Origin of the sequence: Paroceanicella profunda, assembly GCF_005887635.2 — a bacterium.
GTDB lineage: Bacteria > Pseudomonadota > Alphaproteobacteria > Rhodobacterales > Rhodobacteraceae > Paroceanicella > Paroceanicella profunda.
In genome coordinates this window covers 534,567-551,434 of the sequence record NZ_CP040818.1, presented here as the reverse complement: position 1 = coordinate 551,434, position 16,868 = coordinate 534,567, and the positions used below count along the sequence as shown (strand labels likewise).

The 16,868-nt window shown below is 73.2% G+C and carries 15 protein-coding genes and 1 pseudogene; 5 read left to right on the top strand and 11 right to left on the bottom strand.

The window, feature by feature from the left end; all coding sequences use genetic code 11:
• Positions 1 to 75 precede the first annotated feature (75 nt).
• The 3 genes from FDP22_RS02465 to FDP22_RS02455 all read right to left on the bottom strand — a co-directional run bounded on the left by FDP22_RS02465 (position 76) and on the right by FDP22_RS02455 (position 3,494).
• Complete coding sequence (locus FDP22_RS02465) at positions 76 to 2,280, bottom strand: xanthine dehydrogenase family protein molybdopterin-binding subunit (protein WP_138576515.1); 2,205 nt, start codon at positions 2,278 to 2,280, stop codon at positions 76 to 78.
• Positions 2,281 to 2,294: 14 nt separating this feature from the next.
• Positions 2,295 to 2,741 carry a (2Fe-2S)-binding protein gene (locus FDP22_RS02460; RefSeq protein WP_138576517.1) on the bottom strand — a complete coding sequence of 149 codons (447 nt, stop codon included), beginning with the start codon at positions 2,739 to 2,741 and terminating at the stop codon, positions 2,295 to 2,297.
• A 213-nt stretch (positions 2,742 to 2,954) separates the two neighbouring features.
• Positions 2,955 to 3,494, bottom strand: a complete 540-nt coding sequence (locus FDP22_RS02455; RefSeq protein ID WP_138576519.1) for a carboxymuconolactone decarboxylase family protein — start codon at positions 3,492 to 3,494, stop codon at positions 2,955 to 2,957.
• A 123-nt stretch (positions 3,495 to 3,617) separates the two neighbouring features.
• Here FDP22_RS02455 and FDP22_RS02450 point away from each other — a divergent pair, with 123 nt between their 5' ends.
• The 3 genes and pseudogenes from FDP22_RS02450 to FDP22_RS25330 form a co-directional block, all read left to right on the top strand.
• A complete protein-coding gene (locus FDP22_RS02450; RefSeq protein WP_138576521.1) occupies positions 3,618 to 4,574 on the top strand; it encodes an AraC family transcriptional regulator in 957 nt (318 codons plus the stop codon).
• Positions 4,575 to 5,003: 429 nt separating this feature from the next.
• Positions 5,004 to 5,807 carry an SDR family NAD(P)-dependent oxidoreductase gene (locus tag FDP22_RS02445; protein ID WP_138576523.1) on the top strand — a complete coding sequence of 268 codons (804 nt, stop codon included), beginning with the start codon at positions 5,004 to 5,006 and terminating at the stop codon, positions 5,805 to 5,807.
• A 603-nt stretch (positions 5,808 to 6,410) separates the two neighbouring features.
• A pseudogene (locus FDP22_RS25330) lies at positions 6,411 to 6,491 on the top strand (hypothetical protein); the annotation flags it as partial.
• 339 nt (positions 6,492 to 6,830) lie between these two features.
• Here the strand turns inward: FDP22_RS25330 and FDP22_RS02435 are convergent.
• Positions 6,831 to 7,178 (bottom strand): carboxymuconolactone decarboxylase family protein, encoded by a 348-nt coding sequence (locus FDP22_RS02435; protein WP_138576525.1) that lies wholly within the window; start codon positions 7,176 to 7,178, stop codon positions 6,831 to 6,833.
• A 276-nt stretch (positions 7,179 to 7,454) separates the two neighbouring features.
• Here FDP22_RS02435 and FDP22_RS02430 point away from each other — a divergent pair, with 276 nt between their 5' ends.
• On the top strand, positions 7,455 to 8,435 hold the full coding sequence (locus FDP22_RS02430) for a GlxA family transcriptional regulator (protein ID WP_138576526.1): 981 nt from the start codon (positions 7,455 to 7,457) through the stop codon (positions 8,433 to 8,435).
• A 300-nt stretch (positions 8,436 to 8,735) separates the two neighbouring features.
• On the opposite strand, the gene FDP22_RS02425 is transcribed toward FDP22_RS02430, so the two are convergent.
• Together FDP22_RS02425 and FDP22_RS02420 are read right to left on the bottom strand one after the other, a co-directional pair.
• A complete protein-coding gene (locus FDP22_RS02425; protein ID WP_138576528.1) occupies positions 8,736 to 9,152 on the bottom strand; it encodes a c-type cytochrome in 417 nt (138 codons plus the stop codon).
• Between the two features lie 179 nt (positions 9,153 to 9,331).
• On the bottom strand, positions 9,332 to 9,979 hold the full coding sequence (locus FDP22_RS02420; protein ID WP_138576530.1) for a response regulator transcription factor: 648 nt from the start codon (positions 9,977 to 9,979) through the stop codon (positions 9,332 to 9,334).
• 114 nt (positions 9,980 to 10,093) lie between these two features.
• Between FDP22_RS02420 and FDP22_RS02415 the strand changes: the two genes are divergently transcribed.
• On the top strand, positions 10,094 to 10,480 hold the full coding sequence (locus FDP22_RS02415) for a response regulator transcription factor (protein WP_170317561.1): 387 nt from the start codon (positions 10,094 to 10,096) through the stop codon (positions 10,478 to 10,480).
• Positions 10,481 to 10,497: 17 nt separating this feature from the next.
• Here FDP22_RS02415 and FDP22_RS02410 read toward each other — a convergent pair whose 3' ends face one another.
• The 5 genes from FDP22_RS02410 to FDP22_RS02395 all read right to left on the bottom strand — a co-directional run bounded on the left by FDP22_RS02410 (position 10,498) and on the right by FDP22_RS02395 (position 16,797).
• On the bottom strand, positions 10,498 to 12,450 hold the full coding sequence (locus tag FDP22_RS02410; RefSeq protein ID WP_170317560.1) for a PAS domain-containing sensor histidine kinase: 1,953 nt from the start codon (positions 12,448 to 12,450) through the stop codon (positions 10,498 to 10,500).
• A 2,196-nt stretch (positions 12,451 to 14,646) separates the two neighbouring features.
• On the bottom strand, positions 14,647 to 15,147 hold the full coding sequence (locus FDP22_RS24370; protein ID WP_170317559.1) for a periplasmic heavy metal sensor: 501 nt from the start codon (positions 15,145 to 15,147) through the stop codon (positions 14,647 to 14,649).
• Between the two features lies 1 nt (position 15,148).
• On the bottom strand, positions 15,149 to 15,562 hold the full coding sequence (locus tag FDP22_RS24690) for a hypothetical protein (protein WP_205910832.1): 414 nt from the start codon (positions 15,560 to 15,562) through the stop codon (positions 15,149 to 15,151).
• Positions 15,563 to 15,603: 41 nt separating this feature from the next.
• A complete protein-coding gene (locus FDP22_RS02400) occupies positions 15,604 to 16,188 on the bottom strand; it encodes an RNA polymerase sigma factor (RefSeq protein ID WP_138576536.1) in 585 nt (194 codons plus the stop codon).
• Positions 16,189 to 16,236: 48 nt separating this feature from the next.
• Entirely contained in the window at positions 16,237 to 16,797 is a 561-nt protein-coding gene (locus FDP22_RS02395) for an EF-hand domain-containing protein (protein WP_138576538.1), read from the bottom strand.
• Positions 16,798 to 16,868 lie beyond the last annotated feature (71 nt).

The following is a 16,868-nucleotide window of genomic DNA, read 5'->3' as shown; positions in this document are numbered from 1 at the left end:
GCAGGGAGCTGCTCGGCGGCGCGGAGTAATGCCGGGGGGAGCGCGGCGCCCCCCGGAGGGGACGCCGGGTCGTGGTCAGGAGAAGGAGAGGTTCTTCATCGGCAGCCGTCGCGGGCGCTGGCCGGTGGCGGTGGCCACGGCGTTGCCCACCGCGGGCAGCACCCCGGGCAGGCCCGGCTCGCCCACGCCGCCCATCGGCGCGCCGCTCTCCAGGATCGTCACATGCACCCTCGGCATGTCGTCGCGCGTGAGGATCGTGTAGGTGTCGTAGTTCTGGTCGCGCCTGCGGCCGGCCTCGTAGACCACCTCCTCGTAGAGCGCCGCCGAGAGGCCGAGGGCCACGGCGGATTCGACCTGCTTCTTCACGATGGCCGGGTTCACCACGCTGCCGGGGTCGAAGGCCACCCAGACGTCATGCACCTTCACCGCACCGTCCTCCACCGAGGCCTCGGCGATGGTGGCGGTTTCCGAGCCGAAGGGCGAGGCCATGGCGAGGCCGCGCGCCCGGGTCTGGCCGTCCACCTCGAAGGGCCCGCGCTTCCAGCCGCCGGAGAGCTCCTCCACCGCGTCGAGCAGGGCGAGGTGGCGGGCGGAATGGCCGAGCAGGGCGCGGCGCAGGGCCATCGGATCCTGCCCGCCGGCATCGGCGATCTCGTCGAGGAAGCTTTCGTAGAAGAAATCGTTCATCGAATGGCCCACCGAGCGCCAGAAGGCGATGTTCACCGGGTGGGGCAGCTTGCCGAACACCATCGCGCGGTTGGGGATGGCATAGGGCTTCTCCACGATGCCCTCGACCGCGGAACTGTCGACCGGGGTCCGCAGCATGGCGCCGAAATAGCGCCCGATGGGGCCCTCGCCGATGGTGCGCACCTCAAGCGCGGCGGGCAGGCCGTCCGCCCCGATGGCGGCGCGGAACCGGCTCATGCTCAGCGGGCGCACCGCGTCGTTGAGGAATTCCTCCTCGCGCGACCAGATCACCTTCACCGGCGTTCCCGTGGCCTTCGCCAGCGCGATGGCCTGGGGATAGGGGTTGCCGGGGCCGTAGACGAAATGCCGGCCGAAGAAGCCGCCCAGCATCGGCGAATGGATGCGCACCTGCGCGGGCTCCAGCCCGGCGGCGGCGGCGGCCGAGCCCTGGAACATCTCCGGCGCCTGGTTGGGCAGCCAGAGGTCGAGCGTGCCGTCGGCGTTGAACCGCGCCATGGCCGAGGGCGGTTCGAGCTGGCCATGGGCGAGGTAGGGCGCGACGTATTCCGCCTCGATCACCTTGTCCGCGCCCTTCAGGGCCGCGGCGGCATCGCCCTCGGTCTCGGCGGGATGGGTCTCGCCGTCATAGTCGCGCAGGGCCTGCAGCATCGCTTCGCTGGAGAAATCCTTCGCCACGGTGCCAAGCCCGCTGGCTTCGGGCTGCGACCAGTCGGCCTCGATGCTCTCCACCGCCTTGCGCGCCCGCCACCAGCTGTCGGCACAGACCGCGAGGGCGCCGTCGACCAGGTGCAGGGAGTGAACGCCGGGCATGGCGCGCACCTGCGCCTCGTTGCGGATCGAGAGCGGCTTCGTGCCGAAATAGTCCGCGTGGCGCACGGCGGCGTAGAGCATGCCGTCGATCTTCTGGTCGATGGCGTAGATGGCCCGGCCGGTGGACTTGGCGCGCATGTCGAGGCGCGGCACGGGCTTGCCGATCCAGCGGAAGGTCGCGGGGTCGCGCAGGGCCACGTCTGCCGCGGGCTCGAGGGCGAAGGCGGCCTCGGCCAGATCGCCATAGCCGAGCGACCGGCCGGAGGCTGCGTGGATCACCCGCCCGTCCTCGGTGGTGAGCGTGCCCTGGTCCACGCCGAGCCGGGTGGCGGCGGCGCGCATCAGCATCTCGCGCGCCGTGGCACCGAGCTGGCGCATCACCGGGTAGCTTGAGCGGGTGGAGAAGCTGCCGCCGGTCATCCGAATGCCGCCGACCACGGCGTAATCCGGGCCCGGGGGCGCGCAGTCGACCTCGAAGCGCGCCGGGTTCACGTCGAGCTCCTCGCCGATGGTCTGGGCCATGCCGGTGGCGATGCCCTGGCCGCCCTCCACGAAGGGGCTGAGCAGGTGCACAGAGCCGTCGGGACGGATCTCGAGGAAGGCGGGCACGCGGGTGCCGGGCACCACGGCGGCGGCGGTCTCGGCGCGGGTGGGGCGCACCGGCAGCATGGCGACGAGCGCCAGCCCGGCGGTGGCGCCGAGGAAGCCGCGGCGGCTGAGCGTCGCCTTGGCGACGGGGGCGAAATCGGGGAGGTCGTTCATGGCATGCTCTCCCTTCAGCCGGCGGCCTGGCGGATCGCGTCGGCGATCATGTTGTAGGTGCCGCAGCGGCAGAGATTGGTCATCGCGTCGGCGATGTCCTCGTCGGAGGGCTGCGGGACGGATTTCAGCAGCGCGGTCGCCGCCATCACCTGGCCGGACTGGCAGTAGCCGCATTGCGGCGCCTCCACCGCGACCCAGGCCTCGACCACCCGGGCGCCGACGGCGTCCTCCTCGATCGCCTCGATGGTGGTGATCTGCGACGTGCCCACGGCATCGACCGGGAATTGGCAGGAGCGCATGGCCTCGCCATCCACCAGCACGGTGCAGGCACCGCACTGGGCGATGCCGCAGCCGTATTTCGTGCCGGTCATGCCCAGAGTGTCCCGCAGCACGAAGAGCAGCGGGGTGTCGGGCTCGACATCGACGTCATGGGTCGTTCCATTGATTGTGAGGGGGATCATCGGATCTGCCTTTCGCCTGCGACATGTCGGGTCCCGCAGGTTAGGCACGATGCGCGGCGCGGGACCAGTCTACCCTGGTATAGGGTGGGCTGGCCCCGCGGGGCCCGCCCGCCTCCGGCGGGTGGGCGGAAAGGCCATGGCCGGCGGGCTCGGGCGACGGCGGGCTCAGGCAACGGCGGGCCCAGACGGCGGCGGGCTCGGGCGACGGTGGGCTCAGGCGACGGCGGGGAAGTCGATGGTGGTGTCGTTCACCCGGTTGAAGACGTTGGTGAAGCCGATCACCGCCACGGCCAGCGCCACGTCCACGATCTCGGCATCGGTGATGCCGGCGGCGCGCAGCTCGGCGAAGGCCGCTTCGGGAATGCTGCCGGGTTCGGCCTGCAGCCGGCGGGCGAGGGCTGCGAGCGCGTCGCGGCGCGCGTCGCCCGTGGGCGCGCCGTCGCGGATGCGGCGCAGGTCATCCTGGGCGATGCCGGCCCGCTTGCCGAGCAGACTGTGGGCGGCAACGCAATAATCACAGCCGGCGCCGGCGCTGACCGCGAGCTTGATGGCCTCCTGTTCGGCCCGGGAGAGGCTGCCGGCGGAGAGCACCGCATCGGCGCCGAGGATGGCGCGCAGGGCGGCTGGGTTCAACGCCCCGATGGCGGCATAGGCGGCGGGGACACCGCCCGCGGCCTTGCGGATGTCGGCGAAGAGGGCGGCGGTCTCGCCGGTGGCCTCGGAGACGGCGGGGGTGGAAATGCGGGATGCCATGTCGGTCACTCCTTCAGGTTCGGTTGCGATGCGACAGATCTGGGCCTGGCGATGTGCCTTTCTAAGGCGCTGATTTGCGCATATTCATGCTTGATCGTCTCAATCTCGGGGAAAGGTGCAGAAATGGCGGAGCAGGAGGACTGGCTGAGCAGACTTCTCGCCATGGCGCCGCTGCGCGGGCGGCTGGAGATCCGCTGTGCCTTCGGCGCGCCCTGGCGGCTGGACAACCCGCGCGCGCCCGCGGGCGAGATCCCCTGGCATGTGGTGCTCTCCGGGCGGGCGGTGCTGGAGGGCAACGCCCGGCCGCTCGTTGCCGGGGACATGGTGCTTCTCGTCGACGGGCGGGCGCATGTGCTCCATGACGGCAGCGGCGCGCCCCCGGTTCCGGTTCTGGAGGAGCCCGCCGCCGGGCACAGGCTGGCCCGCACGGAGGTGCGTCCGGGGGCGCATTCCGGGGCCGCGCCCTTCGAGATGCTCTGCGGCCGGTTCCTCGTTCCGGCGGCGCATGTGCGGCTGGTGGAGAGCTGCCTGCCGCGCGAGGTGGTGCTGCAGACCGGAGCGGGCGATGACGGGCGCCTCGCGGAACTGGCGCGGATGATGCAGGCCGAGGCGGCGGCGGGTGCGGCCGGCGCGCAGGCGCTGCTCGATGCCTGCTCGGCGGCGCTCTTCGTGCTGGCGCTGCGCCGGGCCGGGGCGACGGGGGCGGGCGGGCTTCCGGCGCTCGCCGCGGACCCGGCGCTGGCCCCGGCGGTCGCGGCGCTCTTCGACGCCCCGGAGCGCGGCTGGACGCTCGGGGCGCTGGCGGACCTGTGCCACATGTCGCGCGCAACCCTGGCGCGGCGTTTCGAGGCGGGGCTGGGCCGCTCGCCGCGCAGCCTGCTTGAGGACATCCGCATGGCGCGCGCGGCGCAGGCCCTGCGGCGCGACCGACTGTCGACCGCCGCTGCCGCCGCGCTGGCCGGATACGCCTCGGAGGCGGCCTTCCAGCGCCGGTTCCGCCGCAGCTTCGGCCAGACGCCCGCGCAATGGCGCCGCGGCACGCGCCCGGCGCAAGAGAGCGGGGGAGACGCGCCGGACTGACCCTGAGCGGGCGGCACCGCCGGGGAGAGAACCTCCGCCTCAGGGCTCGGGGACCGCACAATCGGGCCGCGACCGGACCCGCATCCGGGACAGCACTGCGGGGGGCGGCCGGGCCCACGCCCGGAGCAGCACTGCCGGGAGTGGCCGGACCCACGCCGGGGCAGCACTGGCGGAACCGGCCGGACCCACGCCCGGGGACTGCACTGTCGGGTGCGACCGGACCTCCATCCGGGAACAGCATTGTCGGGAAGCGGCCGGACCCGGGCCCCGGGGACAGCATTGTCAGGGCAGGAGGGGCGCGCATCCGGGGGGCCGCGCGGCCGTGGCCGGAATTGCCGGATATACGTCCGGGCCCGCGGCGGGGCCGGGGCTTATGCTCGTGCCCTTCGCCGGCCGCGCCCCGCGGCGGCACCAGATGGAGACAGTGAGATGTCCGACAGCAGAACAACCGTGCTCGTGACGGGGGCGTCCTCGGGGATCGGGGCGGTCTATGCGGAGCGCTTCGCCGCCCGGGGGCATGACCTCCTGCTCGTGGCCCGCGATGCCGGGCGGCTGGAGGCGCTGGCGCAGCGGCTCGCGGCCGAGCATGGCGTCACCGCCCGCCCGCTCGCCGCCGATCTCACCCGCGAGGCCGATCTCGCCCGGGTCGAGGCGATCCTGCGCGAGGATGCCTCCATCGACCATCTGGTGAACAATGCCGGCTTCGGCGGCGTCACGCCGCTGATCGACAGCGATGTCGACGAGATGCAGCGCATGATCGCCATCAACGTCACCGCGCCGATGCGCCTTGCCCATGCCGCGGTCCCGGCCTTCGTGGCGCGCGGGGCGGGGGTGATCGTGAACATCTCGTCCATCGTGGCGGTGGGGCCGGAGATCCTGAACGGCGTCTACGGCGGCACCAAGGCCTTCATGCTGGCTTTTAGCCAGTCCCTGGCCAAGGAACTGGCAGGCACCGGCGTGCGTGTGCAGGTGGTGCTGCCCGGGGCCACGGGCACCGCCTTCTGGGATACGGCGGGCATGCCCGCGAGCCAGATGCCCGCCTCCTGGGTGATGACACCGCAGGATCTGGTCGATGCGGCGCTCGCCGGGCTCGACCGCGGCGAATTCGCCACCATGCCCTCGCTGCAGGACGGTGCGCTCTGGGACGCCTGGGAGGCGGCACGGCAGGCGATGATCCCGAATCTCTCCTCCTCCCGCCCCGCGCCGCGCTACGCCGGGGCACCGGCCGCCTGAGCGCCGCGGGGCGGGCTTGTCCTTCCGGGCGCGGCTTTTCGTCCCGTTCCGCCGGGGCGATACGGGCAGGAAGGGCGCGCCGCGGCAATGGCCTTGGCGCGGCCGGGCCGGAGCGATCTGCGGATCGGCGCGGGAGGGCTCGCTCACCGGGGCGGGCGCCGGGCCTCGGCCAACTGACCGTAAGGCGGTTGCGCGGCCTGGAGGAGACCTGCCACTCGTCCAGCGCGGCGCCGCGGGCTTCGTGCGCACCGAGGACGGCAAGGCGCTGCGCGCCGCCGGCGCGGCGATGGAGGAGCCGGTGCTCGGCCTCGCGCGCCGTGTCGCCGGGCAGGCGCACGCCGGAGGGCGGTTCTCACCGCCCCGCCGGCAGGGGTGGCAGCCCCGTGCAGACCGTGGCGGATATCGAGGGGCCGATGCCCACCGGCGTCGCCACCACCCCGGATCTTCCTCACCTGGCCGCAAACGGGGCGACGACATCGCCATCTCCGCCGAAGGCACCGCGGTCTGCTCCTGCGCGTTGTCGGGCCGGCATCTCCATTCCTGCTGGCCCGGCTTGCCGACAGGCGCGGGCGAGAAGAGGCGCTGTTCGCGGCCGTCGCCCGGATGGTGCGGGCCGCCCGGGCGGAGGAGGGCTGCATCGCCCGCGAGCCGCACGTGCTCGCCGATACGCCCGGCACGGGGGGCATCTGCGCGCGCTGGCGTGACCGGGCCGCCTGCGGGGCACATGGCGCGGGCCTGGCCTTCACCGCGCAGCTCGACGGCCTGCTGGCCGAGCCGCTGCGGCTCGAACTCCTGCAGCGAATCCAGCGGCATTTCGGGGGGTGGCCGCGCATGCGGGGGTGCGAGGCAACAGGGGAGAGGCCGGAAAGATGCAGGAGAGGCGCCCGGCGGTGCGCCGGGGCGCGGGCGGTGCAGCCCCGCCCGGATCCTGGCAGGGACCGGACGGGGCCGGGCCGGCCAGAGGCCGGCCGGAGAGCAGGAGGAGGCCGACAGGCCCCCTCCGGCGGAACGTGCAAGGCGGTATCAGCCCTCGGCCGCGGCGGCGAAGGCGTCCATCGCGCGGGTGGAATAGACCAGCCCCGCACCGGCGTTGAGCCCGATTGCCACGCCGAGCGCCTCGGCCAGTTCGGCCTCCGTGGCGCCGGCCTTGAGGGCGGCCTCGGTGTGCACCGAGATGCAGCCGTCGCAGCGCAGGGTGATGGCGCAGGCCACCGCGATGAGCTCGCGGGTTTTCGCGTCGAGATGGCCGGTCTTTTCCCCGGCGCCGCCAATGGCCATATAGCCCTTCACGGTGTCGGGGGTAAGCTTGCCCAGCCCGCCCACGCCGGCGAGAACCTGGGCGCGGTAGCCGTTCCAATCGAACATGTGCATGTGTCTGTTTCCCTGGTCTGGAGTGGCACTGTTGCTGCCGGGATCAGGAATAACTTCCCCCCGGGCGCCGGGCCAGTAGGCGGGCGGATGCACCGCCCTCTGCCCTCGCCGGTGACGGGCAGACCATGGTATGGGTCGGGTTGCGGGCCGCGCTGCGCGCGCGCTACCTGCAGGCGACGGGGCGGTCGCTGCGGCCTGCCGCCACGAGGCCGGCAGGCGTGATGGAATCGGGCCGGCCTGCAGGCCGGGGACGAGGGTGCAATCGAGGAGAATGGCATGAGGGAGATCGGTGTTATTGCCTCGGATGGCATCCAGGTGATGTCGATGGCGGCCCTGACCGCCTTCGATATGGCCAATTCCGAACTTGGCGAACCGGACTACCGGATCCGCTTCATGTCGGCTTCGGGGGGAGAGGTTCCGAGTTCCTTCGGCTTTCCGGTGGTGACGGAGCCGTTGTCGCGCCGGATGCCCGACACGGTGATCGTGGTGGGGCAGGTGGTCCGCCGTCCGCCGGAGCCTGCGGTGCTCGACTACCTGCGCCGCGCCCGGCAGGAGGCGCGCCGGGTGGCGAGCATCTGCAACGGGGCCTTCGTGCTTGCCGCCTCCGGGCTGCTCGACGGGCGCCTGGCCACCACGCACTGGGCCCGGGCGCAGGCCCTGAAGGAGGAGTTTCCGGCAATCCGCGTCACCGATCAGCGGATCTATACCGAGGATGACGGCATCTGGACCTCGGCGGGGATGAGCGCGGGGATAGACCTCGTTCTGGCGCTCATCGAGCAGGATCACGGTCCGCAGCTTGCCGGGGCCGTGGCCCGCCGCATGGTGCTCTACCACCGCCGGCCGGCAGGGCAGACGCAGCACTCGGCCCTGCTGGACATCGCCCCCCGTTCGGACCGGGTTCAGCGCGTGCTTGCCTATGCGCGCGAGAACCTGTCGCAGCCGCTCAGCGTCGAGGACCTCGCGGAGGTGGCCCGGCTCAGCCCGCGCCAGTTCTCCCGGGTGTTCCGCGAGGAAACGGGAATGTCGCCCGCCCGCGCCGTGGAGCGGCTGCGCCTGGAGGCCGCGAAGACGATGATGGAGACAGGGCGGCACCCGCTCGACGTGATCGCCCGCGACAGCGGCTTCGCCGACCGCGACCGCATGCGCCGCGCCTTTGTGCGGGTCCACGGGCATACCCCGCGTGCCATGGCGCAGCAGGATGCGCCTGCCGGAAGCGGGCCGGGCCGGGATGTCGAGGGAGCCACCGGCGCCCGCTGACCGGGCAGCGCCCCCCGGCCGCCGTCCTGCCGCGGCAGGTCCGGGGCGCCGGGGGCGTCGGGGCCGGACACCGCACCCCTCCGGCCCGGCCGGTGCTGCCGGGGGCATGTCTCAGGTCGGGGCGCGCGCCGGGCGGAACCGCCGCCGCTTCCGTGGCGCGGGGTGACGGCCGGGGCCGGGGGCGAATGCCGTCCGTCTGTCGTCCCGCCCGCCTCCCGCCCGCCTCCCGCCGGCCACGGGCGGGATGAGCGATGCGCCGGGGCGCCGGCCCGCCGGATCGGTTCCGGCGCGGGCCGCGGGTCAGTTAACCTGCGCGCCGCTGGCCTCGAAACCGGAGAGATAGGCGATGAGGTTGCGGATGTCGTCGGCGTTGCGCAGGCCCGCGAAGGCCATTTTCGTTCCCGGAACCGCTGTCCGGGGCGCGGCCAGAAACGCCGCCAGGCGCGTATCCGTCCACCGGCCGCCCGCGGCGGCCAGGGCCTTCGAATAGCGGTATCCCTGAACGCTGCCGACCGCGCGCCTGGCAAGGCCGTTGAGCTGGGGGCCCACGGTGTTGCGCGCGCTCTCGCCGAGCTGGTGGCAGGCCTGGCATTTCCCGAACACCTTCTTGCCTGCCGCGGCATCGCCCTCCTGCGCGGCGGCCGGCAGGTTGAGGGCGGAGAAGGCGAACAGGCTCAGCAGGATGGCCGGAATTCCGGCGCGGGAGACATGGGGCATTTTCGCGGGTCCTTCGCTTGGGCCGGCCCGGATGGCGGAGGCCGCGGGGGCCGGGGAGGATACCGGGCGCGGGCGCCCGGGCGGAGCCGCGCTCCACCGCAAGCAGGCTAGAAGGGCCGGGAGACATGCGGAACGTGTCCGGCGGTATGGGGCGCCCCGCCCCCGGGCGGTTCCGGGCCTCACAGGTCGAGCAGCATGGCCTTCTGGATCAGGTCCGCGACGGTCCGGGCCTCGAGTTTGCGAAAGGCGCTGCTGCGGTGCATCTTCACGGTGACCTCCGCGATGCTGAGTTCATGGGCGATCTGCTTGTTGAGCAGCCCGCGGTTCACGCCGCGCAGCACATCCCGCTCCCTCGGGGTCAGGGCCTCGGCGCGCCGGCGCAGCGCCGCGACGTCGGTGTCGCGCGCACGACGGGCCTCGTCGCCGCGCAACGCCTCCCAGACGGCATCGAGAAGCTCCTGGTCGCGGAACGGCTTGGGCAGGAAATGCAGGGCCCCGTGGCGCATGGCGCGGACGGACATCGGCACATCCGCATGGCCGGTTATGAAGATCACCGGCAGCCCGGGGGCCAGGGTGGCGAGACGGGCCTGGAAATCGAGCCCGCTTTCGCCGGGAAGCCGCACATCGAGGATGAGGCAGCTGTTGCGCTGCGGCAGTCCGGCGGCGAGGAAGGCATCGCCGGACCCGTAGCTGCGCACCTCCAGCCCGACGGAGGCGAAGAGATCCTCCAGCGCCGCGCGCACGCCGCTGTCGTCGTCCACGATGATCGCAAGGGGGGTGCTGGCGGTGTCGGGCGCCGGGCGCGCGCCGGGCAGGGATGCTTTCATGACGGTCTCCTGTGCGGGGGGCGCGGGGGGGGGGGCACCCAATACCGCGGTATGATTGTGTTCGCGGCCGGCTTCGGGCCCGGTTCCCCCAGCAGGTCGCGCTTGAGAAAAGGAATGGACGTCGTGTGTGCCCGGCCGCTGATTTCGGTGATCGATGACGACGAAGGCGTCCGGCTGGCGCTGGACGACATGTTCTGCAGCCGCGGTTACGCCGTGTGCTGCTTCGCAAGCGCGGAGGCCTTTCTCGCCAGCCCGGCCCTGCGCGCGAGCGCCTTCGTGGTGAGCGACATCCAGATGCCGGGCATGAGCGGGCTGGAGATGGTCCGTGCGCTTCGGCGGCGCGGGGTGACGGTCTCGGTGGTGCTGATCTCGGCCTTCGCGACCCCGCAGGTCTTTGCCCGCGCCGCGCGGGAAACCGGTGTGCGGCTCATCGAGAAACCCTTCGATCCGCCGGAGCTGCTCCTCCACGTGGAGGCCGTCGCCGGCAGGCCGACCCCCTGAGGCAGGCGGTGTCCGGCTCATGCCGCGTGCTCCGCGCAGGCACGGGCCCGGGGGCGCGGCAGCGTGAAGCGGATCTCCGCCCCGCCGCCGACATGGTTTCCCGCCGAGATCGTGCCGCCGAAACGCTCGATGATCCCCCGGCAGATGTGCAGCCCCATGCCCATGCCCTGCGCCCGGGTGGTGAAGAACGGTTCGAACAGCTTCTCCAGGTGCTGCGGGGCGATGCCGGGGCCGTCGTCGCGGATACGGATGCAGGCCATGTCGTCCGGCGCCTCCCGGACCAGAACCCGGATCAGCCCATGCCCGCCCCCCGGCCGTGCCGCGATGGCCTCGGCCGCGTTCAGCAGGACATTCACGAAGACCTGCTGGAGACCGATGCGATCCGCGATCACCTGAGGATCGTCCAGAGTGCATTCGACCTGCAGACGCGCCGAGCGGTGCGACAGGTCACCCTCCAGCAGCGCGGAGGTTTCGCGCAGCAGCGCGCGCAGATCCAGCGGCATGGCCGGCGCCTCGCCCGTCACCAGCTGGGCGCGGGTGCGGCGCATGATCGCGGCAATGCGCGCGCCGTTGCCCGCCAGCCGGTCGAGGGTGCGCAGGGCGCGTGCCATCTCCGGCGGGTCGCGCTGCAGCCAGCGGCGGATGGTGTCGATCTCGGTGGTCAGCGCCTGCACGGGCTGGTTCAGCTCGTGGGCGAGGGAGGTGGACAGCGCCCCCATGGTCGCCGCGCGCCCGGCCCGCGCGAGGGAGGATTGCGCCGCGAGCATCGCCGCATGGGCGGCCTCTTGCTCGGAAATGTCGATGAATGTGGAGAGGGCCGTGCAGCTCTCCGGGATCAGGTTCAGCCCGAAGGCGACGGGAAGGGCGCGGCCATCCCTGCCGGGAAGGGTCGTCGAGCCGCTGACATGGCATCGCCCGTCGAACAGCGCCTCGAGCTGGATCAGGGGCATCTGCGCCCCGCGCCCCCCGCGCGGGGCGGGCCAGGCCGGGCTCAGGAGCCCGGTCTCTTCCCCGTATCCCAGCATCTGCAGCATGGCCCGGTTCGCGCTCACGAGCCGGATGCCGGCGAGGCAGCGGGCGATGTAGCCGGGATGTGCGGCGTCATGGGCGGCAAGGCTGCCTGCGCCGGCGTCCCGGGCCGCGTCAACGAGCGGTTTGGCCGCGCTCAGGTCATGCTCGGCAAAGGCGATGTTGAGATCGTCGAACAGGGCGCGGAAACGGTGCTCGCTGCGGCGCAGGGCCTCCTCGCGCTGTGCCGCGAGCCTCTCCAGCCGCGCGTTGAGATCGCGGATCTCCGCGGCGGCGCGGACCTCGGCGTCCACGTCGATCCCGCTGCCATACCAGCCGGCCAGCGCGCCGGTCACCGGGTCCAGCCGGGGGCGGCGGTGCAGCAGCAGCCAGCGGTACTGCCCGGCGCTGTCGCGGGCGCGGACATGGATGCGCTGCGGGCTCAGGCCGGCCTCGGTGTGCAGCCGCAGGTAGCGATCGCGGTCCTCCGGGTGCAGCGCCTCGTGCCAGTGCTGCCGCGCGAGCGCCTCCCCGGCACTCCGCCCGGTGAGCCGGGTGAACCAGGGGTTGAGATAGGTGAGGCGCCCGCCTGCATCCGTGCGGAACAGGATCTGCGGGATCAGCTCGGCGAATTGCCGGAGGGTCTCCTCGCTCGAAGCCCGCGCGTCGCGCGCCTCGCGCAGGCGGAGCCGGCCGTTCAGCAACGCGCCGGTCAGCCCGGTCACGGCCAGCGCGAAGGTGAGGCGCAGCGCGGCCTCTGCCCCCGGCCGGGGCATGTGCACCGAGATGAAGGAGATCACCGGCAGCGCGAGGCACAGCGCCGTCCAGGCATGGATGCCGCGCCGCCCGGAGCGGCCCGCCCCCAGGACGAGAACCAGCGGGTAGAGCACGGAGACCGCGGCATGAAAGCCCACCTTCTCGTCGGTGACGAAGATGATCCCGGCCAGCAACAGGGCCAGCACCGGCCTCGCCGCCCCGGACAGGATACGCTCAGCCCCGCGCGGCGCCATGGCCGGACCAGCGCGCAGTGCGGTTCATGGCGCGGCTCATGCCGCTTCCGCCCTGAGGTTGAGCCGCAGCGACACCAATTTGCCGCTGCCTGCGGGACGTCCGATCCCCCGAAGCGCCCCGCTGCCCGGAATGCCCGCGCCCGCGGCGCGGCCAGGGGAGACGCCCGGTGGCATCGCCGAGGTGCCGAGCGCCAGCGCCGCTCCCGCCCGGTCGCCCGGGCCGGCCGCGATCCGCCGCACCATCTGCGCCGGTCAGAGGGGTCACAGGCTGAAACCCCGTGCTGCGATGGCCTCGCGGGCCCGGCGCGACCACGGACCCCGCAGGCGCGTTTCCCGCCGGAGTGCCGAGCCCCGCCGCCACCGCCTTCGTCTCGGCAAGGCCGGGGGAGCAGGCCGCGAGGACACTTCCCGGCGTGAACAGCCCCACGGCCGGCGGCAGCGCCCTGCACCGGGGCGTCCGCCCGATGAGCGCACTGATAAGGTGCGAGCTGAGCGCCAGGCTGAACACTGCCACCAGCGCGGCGACCACCGGCACACGCCTGACGAAACCCGCCGCCATCCGCGGCCGGAGCGGCGCGATCGTGGCTCTCTCGGCCCCGACGGCGAACATGCCCGGCGCGAGACGCCCCACCGGCAGCAGGGCGCCCCTTCCGGGGCCGCCGAACGTGTCTGCTGTGTCTGACGGTCGTGCGTCGAACATGCCAGGGCTCCTTGCAGGCTGGGCGGTCAGGCGTCCGGCGCTGCGGCACCTCCCCGGCTGAACCGCTACAGGGTAGCGCTTGCCCGGGAGGGACCAAAGGTCATAGGTGCGGCGTTTCCGGACATGCTGCGCCCGGCCGTCACCGGTGCCGGGTCAGCGCATCGCCCGGCGCGCTGACCCGGGCAGTGCCCGGGTGCAGTCGCGAAAGGTCTTCTGTTGCCAAGGGGGGCGCGTCGCGGCGGAGGACAAGGGGTGCCTCGTCGGCCCCGCCGAACAGGCCGCGCGGCTCCTCCAGGGCCCGGATGCGGTGGCGGGCATGCGGGGTACGCGGGCGTCACAGCGGCACCACCTGCGAGCGCCCGGCGGCATGGCCTGCTCGAAGCGGTCGGAACACCGCGCCTCCGTGCCGGTCTCGAACCGCCAGCCAGCGCGGCCGGGCCCGTGGCGTTCCACGATGGCCCTCGAGACGCGGGCGGACGCCGGAAGCTGGTGCCGCAGGGCCATCCCGACAACGCATGCGTGAGCCGGAGGCGGCCCGTACCGCAGGCGGGAACCCGGCCCGGCGCCTGGCAATCGGGGCTGCGCCCCTGTCCGCACGACCCGTATCCCCGGAGGTTCCGGGGACCGGAGAGCCGGGAGCGGCAGCCTCACGACACGAGGATGTCGGCCACATCGCGCTTACGGGCCACGGGCCGAGACCGCGGCCCGCCTGCCCCGCTGCCGCCGACAGGCAGCCTTGCGATCGCCCAGCAGACGCATCTCGATGCCGCGGTCCACCCTCTCCACTCCGCCGCCCTGGCGCCCTGGGGGCATGCGCCGCGGTTCAGTGGCCAAGCGGGCTGTGCGCGGAGGGCCCGGCGCTCTCCGTCTTCCCGGTCCCGTCACCCGATCCGGACCTGACCAGGGATCTGCGCGCCGCCTATCCCCTCGCGAACCCGCCCGACTGCGTGGCGAGGCGTTCGGGACGGGGAGCGGAACCGCAACCTTCCGGGGCTTTGGCACGGGCGCGGTTCTCCTCTCCGCCCCGAACGCTGCGCCGCGTGCCCGCCCGTTTGAACGAGAGCCGGTCTCGTGGCGAGACCGGCAGCGGGCCCTCTCTGGGCCCCGAGCGCGCGGGAAATGGCGGCAAGTCGGGCAGCCGGGCCACGGCGAGCGGATGACCGACAGCGCCCGGGCGGCCCTCGCCCTCGTCACGGGCGGTTGCGAGGGCCGTTCCGCGCGGTTGCGGATGCGTATGTGGAGGGCGAGGGCCGTGCCGCGCGGATGTGGAGGGCGGAGGGCCGAGCCGCGCGGTTGCGGGGGGCGAGGGCCCTGCCGCCCGGTTGCGGATGCGGAGGGCAGAGCCGTGCGCGGTTGTGGACGGCGGAGCCAAGCGCAGGCGGCCGAGGTTCGCGGCGGGGCCCCGGGATCGGGGGCGGACCGGTTCCCCGCAGCCGGCCCGGCGCCGGTCACTCCTGCGGTTTGTGCTCCGGATTGTCCGGGCCGCGGGGGGGGCGGCGCGGGTTCGCCATCGCGTCGGCAAAGCGCCTGCGGGCCTCGGGGGACATCCCGGCCAGCACGTCCACCGCCCGTTCGGTGCCCTGGCGGAACATGGCCCCGAACGCGTCGGACTGGTGCTCCAGGATCCCGCGCATCGCGTCGGCGTCGAAATCGTCGGCGCGCAGGATCTCCTGCAACTGGTCGCGGTCATCGCGTGAGCGCTCCAGCAGCGGCTTCATGTCGGCGCGCATCTCGTCGTTGATCGCGTCGAAGGCCGCGCGGTCCGCCTCGGGCAGGTTGCGCAGCGCGTGGCGCAGGTTGAAGGCCATGAACGGCGTGCCGCGATCATGCTCCGGGCGCAGCAGCGCGCCCGCGACCAGGCCGCCGACCACGAGATTTGTGCCCAGCGATACGGCGAGGAGGAGTTTCACCCAGCGCGGGCTGCGGGCCGGGGAAGCCGGATCGGGCATGTCAGATCTCCGGGTAGGTGTCGACGAGCAGGGCGAATTCGCTGCTGGTCTGCTCGTAGGCAAGGGTGGTGTCGGCGCCGGTGATCGTGTCGAGCACCGGCAGGTCGGTGAGCGAGTCCGGCCCGGCGAAGCCGACCCAGAAGCCCAGGGCCGCGCAGGCGGCAAGGCCCGCCACCGCGCGCCAGCCCCCGAACAGCCCGGCGATCCGCGCCAGCAGGTCCGGGCCCGGCGCCGCGGCGGCCACGGGGCGGGGCGGGGCGGCGCGCGCGGCCGCCACCTCGGCCGCATCGGCCAGGATCCGGGCGTAGAACGCCTCCGAGGGGCCAGGCTCGGCCCGCCGTGCCTCGGCGAACAGGGCGTCCAGCATGTCATCCGCGCCCCGGTCCGGGGCGCCCGGGTCTCCGGTGCGGCTCATCCTTCCGTTTCCTTCTTCATGTCATCCATCATGCACGATGCTCAGCGGAAGCCGAGCTCCTCCTGTCTCTCCGCGAGAGCCGCGGCCAGGGCGCGTCGCGCGCGGCCCAGGAGGCTTTCGACGGCTTCCACCGACGTGTCGAGCACCTCGGATATCTCGATGTTCGACAGCTCGTCGAAGTGACGCAGCTGCAGGGCGATGCGCTGCCGCTCGGGCAGCGTTCCGATGACGCCGTGCAGGGCCGAGGCGCGCTCGCGGGCCTCGATCGACTGCTGCACCGAGGGCGCGCCGTCCGACACTTCCGGCGCGTCGTCGAGCGTGACCCCGGGCCGGCGGCGGCGCAGCCGGTCGGTGCACAGGTTCGACGTGACCCGGTAGAGCCAGGTCGAGAGTTTCGCCTCGCCCGGGCGCCAGTCCGGCGCGATGCGCCAGAGCCGCAGCATGGCCTCCTGGGCCACGTCCTCGGCTTCGGCCCGGTCGCGCAACATGCGCCGGGCGACGGCCAGCGCCCGGGGGGCGTGGCGCGCCGTCAGGGCCCGCGCGGCGGACTGGTCGCCCGCTGCGTAGCGGACGAGCAGCGTCTCGTCGCTGGTCTCGGTCGGGGCGGAGTCGAATGCCATGGTCATCGGGGTCTGCTCCCGGCGCGGCCGGAACGGGCCGCGCCGGGAAGGACCTTATTCGGCCGGGCGCGGGTCGGCAAACCCGTGGCGCATCGGGCCCGGGCCGTCGTGGCCGCCGCGCGGGCCGCCGTGGTGGTGCATCATGCGCTGGCCCGCCTCGGCCTCCTGTGCGCTGATCGTGCCGTCCCCGTCGGTGTCGAAGCGGCGGAACATCATGTCCTCGAAGGTCGCGGGGGGTTCCCCGGCGGAGATCACGCCGTCGCCGTTGCCGTCGGCGCGGGCCATCATGCGGTCGGCCATGCCCTCGGCGCGGCGCTTCTCGCGGTCGAGCCGCTCCTGCTCCAGGCGCTGGGTCATCGAGGCGACCAGCTCGTCGCGGGTGATCTCGCCATCATGATTCGCGTCCGCGGCGTCGAAACGGGCCTTGCGGAAGGCGTCGACCTCGGCCCGGGTGACGGTGCCGTCTCCGTCCGCGTCCATCTTCATGAACATCGCCGGGCCGTGGCCCGAGGGGCCGTGACCCTGCGGGCCGGCACCGCCGGAGGACGCGGCACCCGCCGCCAGGGGCGACAGGGCAACGAGCAGGGCAAGCGTGGCGCTCAAGGGAGTCTTCATGGTTTGTCTCCAGTCTCCTGGCGGAACATCTGTCGTTCCGGCCTGTGTATCTCTTCATACGGGGCAGGGTG